The following is a 10483-nucleotide window of genomic DNA, read 5'->3' as shown; positions in this document are numbered from 1 at the left end:
ATGGACACCATCATCGTCGACGCCTGCGCGATGAAGCTGGTGCTGAACCCCTGGCAGTTCGACGTGCTGGTCACGACCAACCTGTTCGGCGACATCCTGTCCGACCTGGTGGCGGGGCTGGTGGGCGGGCTGGGCATGGCGCCGGGCGCCAACATCGGCGCCGATGCGGCCATCTTCGAAGCCGTGCACGGCTCGGCACCGGACATCGCGGGCCAGGGCAAGGCCAACCCCACCGCGCTGCTGCTGGCCGCGGCGCTGATGCTCGACCACGTGAAGCGCCAGGACCTGGGCGACCGCCTGCGCCGAGCGGTCGACCAGACGCTCAACCTCGACCAGGTGCGCACCGGCGACCTCGGCGGCAAGGCCAGCAACAGCGAGTTCACGCGCGCGCTGGTGGCCCGCATCCAGGCCGGTGGCTAACGCCCCAGTTCAGCGGCCAGGCGCTGCGCGAGCCGCACCAGCCCATCGTTGAGCGCCTGGGCCTGCGGCAGCAGGCCGGTCGGGTCGCCACCGCCGAACAGCGTCTGCTCGAGCGCCTGCAGGCCCTGGTGCAGCTCATGCGCACCGATGGTGGCGCAGGCGCCGCGCAGCGAATGGGTGGCGTTGCGTGCCGCTTCGCGCTGGGCCGGATCCGCCAGCTGCAGCATCGCCGGCTCCCCGGACCGGTAGCGCTTGACGAAGCTCTGCAGCACGCGCTCCAGCGTGTGCACCTGCCCGCCCACGTTGCGCAGCGCACGCACCAGGTCGAAGCCCGCCACTTCGGCCAGCCGCTCCTGCAGCGGCCGCGGCGCAGCCGGGGCTGCGGCCGCCGGCGCCGCGAGGGCCTCGGCCGGTGCCGCGTCGCGCAAGGGCAGCCAGCGCAGCAAGGTGGCATACAGCAGCTCGGGATCCACCGGCTTGGCCACATGGTCGTTCATGCCGGCGGCCAGGCAGGCGGCGCGGTCCTCGCCGAAGGCATTGGCGGTCATCGCGACGATCGGCGTGCCGCGCCCGGCCTGCTCGCGGATGCGGCGCGCAGCGGCCAGGCCGTCCAGCTCCGGCATCTGCAGGTCCATCAGGATCAGGTCGTAGGGCCGGGACAGCGCCAGCTCCACCGCGCGCGCACCGTCGCCGGCGATCTCCACCACCAGCCCGGCCGAGCGCAGCAGCTCGTGCGCCACTTCCTGGTTGATCGGGTTGTCCTCGGCCAGCAGCACACGCTGGCCGCGGTGCTGGCGCTGCAGCAGTTCCTCCCCCTGGCCGGGCGCCGGCGGCTCGGCCTGCGGCACGGCGCCGTGCCGCCGCAGCACGCGCACCAGCGCATCGTGCAGCGCCGAAGCGGTGATCGGCTTCACCAGCACCGCATCGCACGGCAGCTCGCGCGCCTGGCGCCACATCACCGGCTCGTCCTGCGAGGTGACGAGGATGTTCGGCGGCATGCCGTCGCCCAGCAGCTGGCGCAGCTGGCGCAGGGTGTCGAAGCCGTCGGGCGGGGGCATGCGCCAGTCGATCAGCATCACGTCGTACGGCCTGCCCGCGGCGATCTCGTCCTGCACCCGGCGCAGGGCGGCGCCGCCGCTGTCGCAGGCATCGACCCGCAGGCCCAGCATCTGCAGCTGGTCGGCCAGCGCCTGCAGGGCCTCGGGCAGGTCGTCGACCAGCAGCGCGCGCAGGCCGCGCAGCGGGATCGGTGCGGCCGCCTCGCCGGCCTCGGCCGCGCGGCCGAGCCAGGCGGTGAACCAGAACCGGCTGCCCACGCCGGGCTGGCTGCTGACGCCGACCTCGCCGCCCATCATGTCGGCCAGGCGCCGCGTCAGCGCCAGGCCCAGGCCGGTGCCGCCGTGGCGCCGCGTCATCGAGCTGTCGGCCTGCTCGAAGGCGTTGAACAGCTCGGCCTGGCGCTCCGGTGCAATGCCCTCGCCGGTGTCCTGTACCTCGAAGCGCACCTGCAGCCGGCGCGCGTCCTCGGCCAGCAGCTCGCAGCGCAGGCGCACCCAGCCCTGGTGCGTGAACTTGACCGCATTGCTCAGCAGGTTGATCAGCGCCTGCGCCAGGCGCGTCGGGTCGCCGCGCAGGCGCGGCGGCAGGTGGTCGGTGTCCAGCACCAGTTCCACGCCCTTCTCTTGCGCGCGCTCGCCCACCATCTCGAACGCGCGGGCCAGCAGCGCGTCGAGCGGGAACTCGGTGTCTTCCAGCACCATCTTGCCGGCCTCGATCTTCGACAGGTCGAGGATCGCGTTGATGACCTCGAGCAGATGCTGCGCGGCGTTGTCGATCTTCAGCAGCCGCTCGCGCTGCAGCGCGTCGCGCGTGTCGCGCGCCATCAGGTGGGTGAGGCCGATGATCGCGTTCATCGGGGTGCGGATCTCGTGGCTCATGTTGGCCAGGAACGCGCTCTTGGCGCGGTTGGCCGCCTCGGCCTGGTCGCGCGAGCGTTCAAGCTCGGTGTTCAGGTGCTTCAGCAACGTGATGTCGAAGGCCATCACGTACACGCCCTGCGCACCCTCGGGGCCGGGCTGGTCGGGGATGTAGTGCACCTGGTGCACGAAGCGCCGGCCATCGTCGCGCAGCGTCTCGCGCTCGAAGTGCTGCGCCTCGCCGCGCAAGGCGGCCTGCAGGCGCGGCTGCACGCTGTGCAGGTAGTCCTCGCCGAAGATCTCGGCCACCGTGCGGTTCAGCACCTGCGCGGGCGTCTTGCCGAACCACTCGAAGTAGCTGCGGTTCGCAAAGCGGCACACGCCCTCGGCATCCCAGTAGGCCACGCGGCCGGGCAGGTGGTCGGTGATGGTCTGGTTGAAGCGCGCGGCCGCCTGCAGCGCGGCATTGGCGACCTCCAGCTCGCGCGTGCGCTCGGCCACCAGTTCCTGCAGCCGGTGACGGTGCAGCGCGAGCTCGTCGTCGAGCTGCTTGCGCTGCGTGACTTCGGAGAACGAGGTCACCACCGCCATCAATTGGCCACTGTCCGGGCTCAGCACCGGCGTGGCGCCGACCTCGAACCAGTTCACCGCGCCATCGCGGTTGCGGGCCCGCAGCAGCACGCCATGCTCGGCCGGACCGCCGGCCAGCACGCGACCCGGCGGGGTTTCCTCGGGCGGCACGACACTGCCGTCGTCGCGCAGCACGCTCCAGCCCGGCGCAATGACCGAACGGCCCTGCCAGTCCTTCTGCGGCACGCCGACGATGCGTTCTCCGGCCGGGTTGCAGCTCAGCACGTGGCCCTGCGGATCGCAGACCAGGATGCCCTCGTTCAGCACCGACACCACGGTGCGGAAGTGGGCCTCGCTCTCGCGCAGCGCGCGCTCGGCACGCCGCATCTCGGTGATGTCGCGCGAGACGCCGAACACGCCGATGCGCCGGCCCTCTCCGTCGAACAGGGGCCCCTTGGCGCACAGGTGGATGTGTTCGCCATCTTGGCTGGGAATGGCCTCCTCGAAGGTCTGCGTGCTGTTGGCCGCCAGCGCCTCCTGGTCATTGCGCACCAGCCGCTGCGCCAGGGCCGGCGGGAACAGTTCGCTGTCGGTGCGGCCGATCACTGCCTCGCGCGGGCGGCCGATCTCCTCGCTCGCCGCGCGGTTGTAGAACACGTAGCGGCCCTGCAGGTCCTTGGCGAAGATCGCGTCGTTCGAGCTGTGGGCGATGGCTTCGAGCAGGCGCAGTGCGTGCAACTGCTCGGCCTGCTCGCGGCGCGCCTGCTGTGAGCGCGCCAGCACGCCCCGCTGCCGCCACAGCCGGCTGGCCAGCCCCACGCCCAGCAGCGCCAGCACCACCGCGGCCAGCATGTAGCCGGTGCTGTGCCAGGCCGGCGCATCGGCCTCCGCCAGGTCGATCTTCGACACCAGCCACCAGTCGGTGCCCTGCACCGGCCGCAGCGTGGCCAGCACCGGCTCGCCCCGGTAGTCCTGCGCCTCGATCGACTCGCCCGGCCGCGCCTGCCGCCGCAGCAGCCGTGCCAGCGGCAGCTGGGACGTGGCCAGCGGCTCGGCATAGCGCAAAGCGCTGTCGGGCCGGTGGCGCAGCGCGCTCAGGCTGACCAGCTGGTCGCCCGCCTGCCGCCACAGCACCGATTCGCCGCTGACACTGACACCGGCCCAGCCGGCCAGCAGCGGGAACAGGCTGCGCTGCGCGTCGATGCGCAGCACGATCACGCCGCGCGGCGGCGTGCCGCTTTGCAGCAGCGGCACGGCGATGTCCAGGCGCAGCGGCAGGGCCGCGTCTTTCACGCGATAGAGGCCGCTGTGCACCGGCTTGCCGCCGGCCACCGCGGCCTGCACCGTGCGGCGCAGCAGCGGCTCGTCTTCGGCGACCAGCGCGTGCTCGCGGGCCAGCGGCTGGCCCTGGGCGTCCAGCAGCAGCGCGCTGTCGCTGTCGTTGGCCTGGCGGAAGTCGACCACGCGCGACAGCAGGCGCTCGCCCGCCACGGCGTCGCCCTGGTCGCGCCAGCGGCCGTACAGCTCGCCAAAGACGGCACTGCCGCCCAGGAACTCGGCCAGCGCCATATGGCGGGCGATCCAGCCCTCGACCTGCGTGGTGCGCAGTTCGTTCAGCGCGGCCACGCGCTGGCGCGCCTGCTCGCGCTGGAGCTGGAATTCATGCCGGATGCTCCAGCCCGCCAGCAGCGCGACGGCCAGGACCACCACCACCATCGGCGGCCACCCTGCGTGGGTGGCCTGCCCCTGCTGCGCGACACCCTTGTCCAGGCTGTTCATCGGCGCGCCACTCCCCGAGGGCCATGCGAATGTTCAGCATAACGTGCTGTGGCCCCGCGCCGTGTGCAAGCCCCGGGACTTCCCGGGGCTGATCGCCATCAAGCCACGCGTGGCTCGCCGTCGCGGTTGACGATGAGCGTCGGGCCCGGCGGCACGGTCATCTGCACATGGTGCTCGATGCCACGGAAGCGGTAGGTCACGTCCCAATACTCGGGGCGGGCCTGCGCCGGCACGCTCTCGCAGCGCCGCACGTCCTGCACCACCGGCTGGCCCTGGGCATCGCGCGCGATGCGCGAGCCCAGCGCAGCGCCCGCCACGGCACCGCCCACGGTGGCCAGGTCGCGCCCCGTGCCGCCACCGACCTGGTGGCCCAGGATCCCGCCGATCACCGCGCCGGCGATGCCGGCGCCTACCGTGTCCGAACGCACCGAGCCGACCTGCTCGCGCTCGACCCAGCAGCGCCGCTCCGGCTGGGCCAGCACCGCGCGCACCGAGGTCACCTCGGCCTGGTACAGGCGCTCGTTGTGGCGACGGTGGAAGTCCTCGCGCACTGGCGGCGGCAGCGGCGCATAACGCGCATCGGCCACGTACTCGTCACGTTCCAGGCGGCGCACCGAGGACAGCCGGTCATTCAGGCCGATCGCGCGCAGCGACGGGTAGCTGCCGGGCCGCAGCACGCGGCAACGGCCGCTGAAGCCGGCGTCCTCGCACACCTCCCAGCGGTCGCTGCTCACCACCACCGAAGAGGCCAGGTCGTTGAAGCCCACCCGCGCCAGGTTGCCGATGCGGTGGTCGGTGCTGTAGGCGCGGCCCTGGAATCCGTCGTGCTCGTAGAACGTGACCTGCGCGCCGGCCTGGGCCGCGGCCAAGGCTGCCGCCACGGCGAGTGCCGCACGGACCAGTCTGCGGGTCGGGAGAAACTTCGGGCTTGTCATCGCAGGCCTCCATCAGGGCTTGAAGAGGACCCCAGTCTCGCGGCCGCCCGGCCCGCCCGCCAGCGGCCGATGCCGCCAGGCGCTGTAGGCATCGGCTGGCAGCGCCCGCCTACACGCGTGACAGCCATGCGCCGATGGCCAGGCGCCGCAGCGCGGCCCAGACTGGCCCCGATCCCGTCACCCACCAGGAGCCCGCCATGCTGCACTACGCCGTCGTCTTCTTCATCATCGCGCTGGTCGCCGCGCTGTTCGGCTTCGGCGGCATTGCCGCTGGCGCGGTCGGCATCGCGAAGATGCTGTTCTTCATCTTCGTGATCCTGGCCGTGGTCAGCTTCGTCTACGGGCTGATCCGGCGCTCCTGAAGCGGGTTCACTGCGGACCCAGCATGCGCCGCGCATCGACCCATGCGTCGAACTGCTGCGCATCGACCGCGCCCGAGGCCAGCGCCGCCTCGCGCAGCGTGATGCCCTGCGCATGCGCCTGCTTGGCGATCTGCGCGGCGCGGTCGTAGCCGATGTGCGGCGCCAGCGCCGTCACCAGCATCAAGGAACCCTGCACCAGCTGGGCCACGCGCGCCTCGTTCACCACGATGCCGTCCACGCAATGCCGGGCGAAGCTGCGCATGGCATCGGCCAGCAGGCGCATGCTGTCGAGCACGTTGGAGGCGATCAGCGGCTTGTAGACGTTCAGCTCGAACTGGCCTTGCGCGGCGGCAAAGCCCAGCGCCGCGTCATGGCCCATCACCTGGGCGCAGACCATGGTCAACGCCTCCACCTGGGTCGGGTTCACCTTGCCCGGCATGATGGAGCTGCCGGGCTCGTTCTCGGGCAGCTGCAGCTCGCCCAGGCCCGCGCGTGGCCCGCTGCCCATCAGCCGGATGTCGTTAGCGATCTTGGTCAGCGCTATCGCCAGCATCTTCAGGCCGCCATGCCAGGCCACCAGCGCCTCGTGCCCGGCCATCGCGGCGAACAGGTTGTCGGCCTGGCGGAAGGGCTGGCCCAGGCGCTGCGACAGCAGCGCGGCCACACGCGCGCCGAACTCGGGGTGGGTGTTGAGGCCGGTGCCCACCGCGGTGCCCCCGATGGCCAGCGCCCGCACCGCCGGCAGCGCCGACGCCAGCTGCGCACGGCACAGCGCCAGCTGCGCGGCATAGCCGCCGAACTCCTGGCCCAGCGTGACCGGCGTGGCGTCCTGCCAGTGCGTGCGGCCGATCTTCACGATGCCGGCAAAGGCCTCGGCCTTGGCCGCCAGCGCCGCCTGCAGCCCGGCCAGCGCCGGCAGCAGCGCGGCTTCGGCCTGCAGCGCCACCGCCACATGCATCGCGGTGGGGAACACGTCGTTGGACGACTGGCCGAGATTCACCTCGTCGTTCGGGTGCACCCGGGCGGCCTGCGCATCGCTAACACGCAATTGGCGCGTCGCCAGCTGGGCCACGACCTCGTTCACGTTCATGTTGCTCTGCGTGCCCGAGCCGGTCTGCCAGGTCGAGAGCGGGAACTCGGCATCGAACTCGCCCGCGGTCACAGGCAGCGCGGCCTCGGCAATGGCCTGCGCGCGCCCGGCCGGCAGCCGGCCCAGCGTGGCATTGACCTGGGCCGCAGCCCATTTCACCCAGGCCAGCGCATGCACCACCGGCAAGGGCATGCGCTGCTCGCCGATGGCGAAGAAGTGCAGGCTGCGCGCGGTCTGCGCGCCCCACAGCGCATCGGCCGGCACCTCGATCGGGCCGAAGCTGTCGGTTTCGGTACGGGTCTTCATGCGCTCAGCCTAGCACGCGAATAGCACGCGAAGCCGCGTGTAGGCGGTGCCCCACAGCCGCTTGCGCCATCGGACGATGGCCCGGCCGCGGCCCGCGCGCGACGATGCAGGCGTCCCACAACAGGAGCATTCGCATGAACACCCGACACGCTTTCGCCGCTTCGCTGCTCGCCCTGGGCTTGGCCGCCGTCTCCGGTTGCGCCGTGACGCGCAACCAGGAAACCGTGGGCGCCTACATCGACGACACCGCGATCACCACGGCGGTCAAGGCGCGCTTCGCCGACAACAAGCTGGTGGACGCCACCAGCATCCGTGTCGAGACGCTCAACGGCACCGTGATGCTCTCGGGCTTCGCGAAGAACGCCACCGAGAAGTCCACCGCCGAGCAGCTGACCTGGAAGGTGGCCGGCGTGAAGCAGGTGAAGAACGAGATCGCAGTGCGCCCGTGAGGCTGGCACCCGGGAAATGCAAACGGCCCCGAGGGGCCGTTTGTTCGTGCTTGGTGGGCGGTGCAGGGTTCGAACCTGCGACCCCTGCCGTGTGAAGGCAGTGCTCTACCGCTGAGCTAACCGCCCGGTATTCCGGGTGCGCTGCGGGACTGCAGCGAAGCGAGCATTATGCCATAGCATTTCGCCAGATCGTCTTGCCGCCACAGGCCTTGTCCAGATCGGCCAGCACCGCCTCGTGCGCGGCGAGCTCTTCTTCGGTGGCATCGATCACCGGCAGCTCGAAGCCGCTCAGGTCCTGCGCCAGGTCGGCCAGCGGCGAGGCGGGGTCTTCCTCATGGTGAATGACCAGTGAGTCCTGGCCGCGGGTCAGGCGGATGTAGACCTCGGCCAGCAGTCCGGCGTCGAGCAAGGCGCCGTGCAGGGTGCGGTGCGCGTTGTCCACCTCGAGCCGCTTGCACAGGGCATCGAGCGAGTTGGCCTTGCCGGGGAACATCTCGCGCGCCATCAACAAGGTGTCGGTGACCTTGGCCGCCACGGTATGGAAAGGCTGGCGCCCGAGGCGCTTCAGTTCGGCGTTGAGAAAACCGACGTCGAAGGCGGCGTTGTGGATGATGACCTCGGCGCCCTGCAGGAAGTCCAGCAGCTCCGCCGCGACCTCGCCGAACTTCGGCTTGTCGGCCAGGAACTCGTCGGTCAGGCCGTGGATCTTGATCGCCTCTTCGCTGCCCTTGCGCTCCGGGTTCAGGTAGAAATGCTTGTCGTTGCCGCTGAGGCGCCGGCTGACCATCTCGACGCAGCCGATCTCGACGATGCGATCGCCGCTCTCGGGGTTCAGGCCGGTGGTCTCGGTGTCGAGGAAGATCTGGCGCATGGCGGCTACTGTACTGTCCGGCGCGAGGCCCAGGCCCACATCGCCGCGCCGATCACGATCATCGGCACACACAGCCACTGGCCCATGCTCATGCCCAGCGCCAGCAGGCCGAGGTGCGCATCCGGCTCGCGGAAGTACTCCGCCGTGAAGCGGAACACGCCGTAGCCGAACAGGAAGGCCCAGGATACCTGCCCCAGCTTGCGCGGCTGCCGCGCATACAGCCATAGCAGCACGAACAGCAGCAGCCCTTCCATGCCGAACTGGTACAGCTGCGAAGGGTGCCGCGCCACTTGGTCGTTAGCCTGCGGGAAGATCATCGCCCACGGCAGGCTGGGATCGGCCGGCCGGCCCCACAGCTCGCCGTTGATGAAGTTGCCGATCCGCCCCGAGGCCAGCCCGGTGGGCACGCAGGGCGCGATCAGGTCGGTCACCTGCAGCCAGGGACGCTGGTGCCGGCGCGCGTACAGGATCATCGCGACGATCACGCCCAGCATGCCGCCATGGAAGGACATGCCGCCGCTCCAGACCGCGATGATCTCGGCCGGATGGGCCAGGTAGTAGAGCGGCTTGTAGAACAGCACATAGCCGATGCGCCCGCCAAGGATGACCCCGAGAACGCCCCAGAACAGCAGGTCTTCCACCTCGCGGCGGCCCCAGCCCGCGGCCGCGTTCCAGGGTTGCCTTGCGCGCGCCAGCGCCAGCGCGTAGAACAGCGCGAACGCCACCAGGTAGGTGATGCCGTACCAGTGCACCTGCACCACGCCCAGATCGAGGGCAATCGGGTTGAACTTCGGATGCACCAGCATCAGGACACTCTCTTTCGCTTCGCCACAGGCCTGGCGGCGGATTGTCGCCGCAGGGCCTGCACGTGGCCGACGAAGCGTTCGACCACCGGCAGCGCGGGTTCGCGCCACAGCAGGCTGGTCTCGCACTGCAGCGGCATGCCGCCAACGCGCCGGTAGACGACGCCGGGCCGCTGCAGCCGCGTCACCGACTCGGGCACCCAGGCCACGCCCATGCCGGCCGATACGAGGTTGACGATGGTCTGCATCTGGATGGCCTCCTGCGCGATGCGTGGCGTCGCGCCCTGGGCACGGTAGGCCGACAGCACGGCGTCGTACAGCGACGGCGCGATCTCGCGCGGGAAGATCACCAGCGGCTCGGTCGCGACCGCGGCAAAGCGCAGGCTGCGCGGCGAGGCCGCCGCATGCGATTCGGGCAGCGCCATCACCAGCGGTTCCTGTTGCGCCGACCAGGCGGCGAAACCGGCCGGCGCGGCGGCCGGCGCATGCAGCACGAAGCCGGCGTCGATCTCGTCGGCATCGAAGGCCGCGAGCTGCACGTCCAGCGTCGCCTCACGCAGCTGCAGCGCCACCTCCGGGTGCGCCTGGCGAAAGCTGCGCAGCCATTCCGGCAGCGGTCCGTAGGCAATGCTCGAGACGAAGGCCAGCCGCAGCTGCCCCGAGAGGCCGGCCGCCGCCGCCTGCGCGACGCGCGCCAGCGACTCGGCCCCCGCCAGCAGGCGCTGCGCATGCGGCAGCACGGCAGCGCCCGCCGGCGTCAGCTGCACCGAGCGGCGCGTGCGCTCGAAGAGCGCCGTGCCGAACGCCCGTTCCAGTGCCTGGATCGCCAGCGTCAGCGGCGGCTGGGTGATGTGCAGCCGTGCGGCGGCTCGGCCGAAGTGCAGCTCCTCGGCCAGCACGACGAACTGGCGCAGCTGTCGCAGCTCGGTCATTGATACGTCCGGCAAATCGGTAGAAGGCGATAAATATATTGGACGGCGGC

At 71.0% G+C, this 10483-nt stretch carries 9 protein-coding genes and 1 tRNA gene; 3 read left to right on the top strand and 7 right to left on the bottom strand.

All coding sequences use genetic code 11. From position 1 onward, the window contains the following. The coding region (locus ACILR4_RS24640) for an isocitrate/isopropylmalate family dehydrogenase (protein ID WP_395703542.1) at window positions 1-420 on the top strand (420 nt) is incomplete at its 5' end. Here the strand turns inward: ACILR4_RS24640 and ACILR4_RS24635 are convergent. Continuing rightward, entirely contained in the window at window positions 417-4685 is a 4269-nt protein-coding gene (locus tag ACILR4_RS24635) for a PAS domain-containing protein (protein WP_395703541.1), read from the bottom strand. The two genes, ACILR4_RS24640 and ACILR4_RS24635, sit on opposite strands and share 4 nt — an antisense overlap. Window positions 4686-4783: 98 nt before the next feature. Further along, window positions 4784-5620, bottom strand: a complete 837-nt coding sequence (locus ACILR4_RS24630; RefSeq protein ID WP_395703540.1) for a beta/gamma crystallin-related protein — start codon at window positions 5618-5620, stop codon at window positions 4784-4786. Between the two features lie 197 nt (window positions 5621-5817). Between ACILR4_RS24630 and ACILR4_RS24625 the strand changes: the two genes are divergently transcribed. Continuing rightward, complete coding sequence (locus ACILR4_RS24625; protein WP_395703539.1) at window positions 5818-5982, top strand: DUF1328 domain-containing protein; 165 nt, start codon at window positions 5818-5820, stop codon at window positions 5980-5982. A 7-nt stretch (window positions 5983-5989) separates the two neighbouring features. Here ACILR4_RS24625 and fumC read toward each other — a convergent pair whose 3' ends face one another. Continuing rightward, window positions 5990-7378 carry a class II fumarate hydratase gene (gene fumC, locus ACILR4_RS24620; protein ID WP_395703538.1) on the bottom strand — a complete coding sequence of 463 codons (1389 nt, stop codon included), beginning with the start codon at window positions 7376-7378 and terminating at the stop codon, window positions 5990-5992. 134 nt (window positions 7379-7512) lie between these two features. Between fumC and ACILR4_RS24615 the strand changes: the two genes are divergently transcribed. After that, the gene (locus tag ACILR4_RS24615) at window positions 7513-7827 is read left to right on the top strand and encodes a BON domain-containing protein (protein ID WP_395703537.1); all 315 of its coding nucleotides are present in this window, start codon (window positions 7513-7515) and stop codon (window positions 7825-7827) included. 51 nt (window positions 7828-7878) lie between these two features. Here ACILR4_RS24615 and ACILR4_RS24610 read toward each other — a convergent pair. The 4 genes from ACILR4_RS24610 to ACILR4_RS24595 all read right to left on the bottom strand — a co-directional run bounded on the left by ACILR4_RS24610 (window position 7879) and on the right by ACILR4_RS24595 (window position 10433). Further along, window positions 7879-7953, bottom strand: a tRNA-Val gene (locus ACILR4_RS24610). Between the two features lie 40 nt (window positions 7954-7993). Continuing rightward, window positions 7994-8698, bottom strand: coding sequence for a DNA polymerase III subunit epsilon (gene dnaQ / locus ACILR4_RS24605; protein WP_395703536.1), 705 nt, complete (start codon window positions 8696-8698; stop codon window positions 7994-7996). A 5-nt stretch (window positions 8699-8703) separates the two neighbouring features. Further along, a complete protein-coding gene (gene lgt, locus ACILR4_RS24600; protein ID WP_395703535.1) occupies window positions 8704-9504 on the bottom strand; it encodes a prolipoprotein diacylglyceryl transferase in 801 nt (266 codons plus the stop codon). Next, complete coding sequence (locus ACILR4_RS24595) at window positions 9504-10433, bottom strand: LysR family transcriptional regulator (protein WP_395703534.1); 930 nt, start codon at window positions 10431-10433, stop codon at window positions 9504-9506. The genes lgt and ACILR4_RS24595 overlap by 1 nt, the downstream gene beginning before the upstream one ends. Between the last annotated feature and the right edge of the window lie 50 nt (window positions 10434-10483).

This window comes from Aquabacterium sp. (genome assembly GCF_044226965.1).
Classification (GTDB): domain Bacteria; phylum Pseudomonadota; class Gammaproteobacteria; order Burkholderiales; family Burkholderiaceae_C; genus Pseudaquabacterium.
Note: the sequence above shows the minus strand (reverse complement) of the source record. Positions and strands in the feature narration are given on the sequence as shown.

Coding starts and splice junctions, on each gene's coding strand:
- ACILR4_RS24635 (WP_395703541.1), bottom strand. CDS start 4,685: ATGAACAGCCTGGACAAGGGTGTCGCGCAGCAGGGGCAGGCCACCCAC.
- ACILR4_RS24630 (WP_395703540.1), bottom strand. CDS start 5,620: ATGACAAGCCCGAAGTTTCTCCCGACCCGCAGACTGGTCCGTGCGGCA.
- ACILR4_RS24625 (WP_395703539.1), top strand. CDS start 5,818: ATGCTGCACTACGCCGTCGTCTTCTTCATCATCGCGCTGGTCGCCGCG.
- fumC (WP_395703538.1), bottom strand. CDS start 7,378: ATGAAGACCCGTACCGAAACCGACAGCTTCGGCCCGATCGAGGTGCCG.
- ACILR4_RS24615 (WP_395703537.1), top strand. CDS start 7,513: ATGAACACCCGACACGCTTTCGCCGCTTCGCTGCTCGCCCTGGGCTTG.
- dnaQ (WP_395703536.1), bottom strand. CDS start 8,698: ATGCGCCAGATCTTCCTCGACACCGAGACCACCGGCCTGAACCCCGAG.
- lgt (WP_395703535.1), bottom strand. CDS start 9,504: ATGCTGGTGCATCCGAAGTTCAACCCGATTGCCCTCGATCTGGGCGTG.
- ACILR4_RS24595 (WP_395703534.1), bottom strand. CDS start 10,433: ATGACCGAGCTGCGACAGCTGCGCCAGTTCGTCGTGCTGGCCGAGGAG.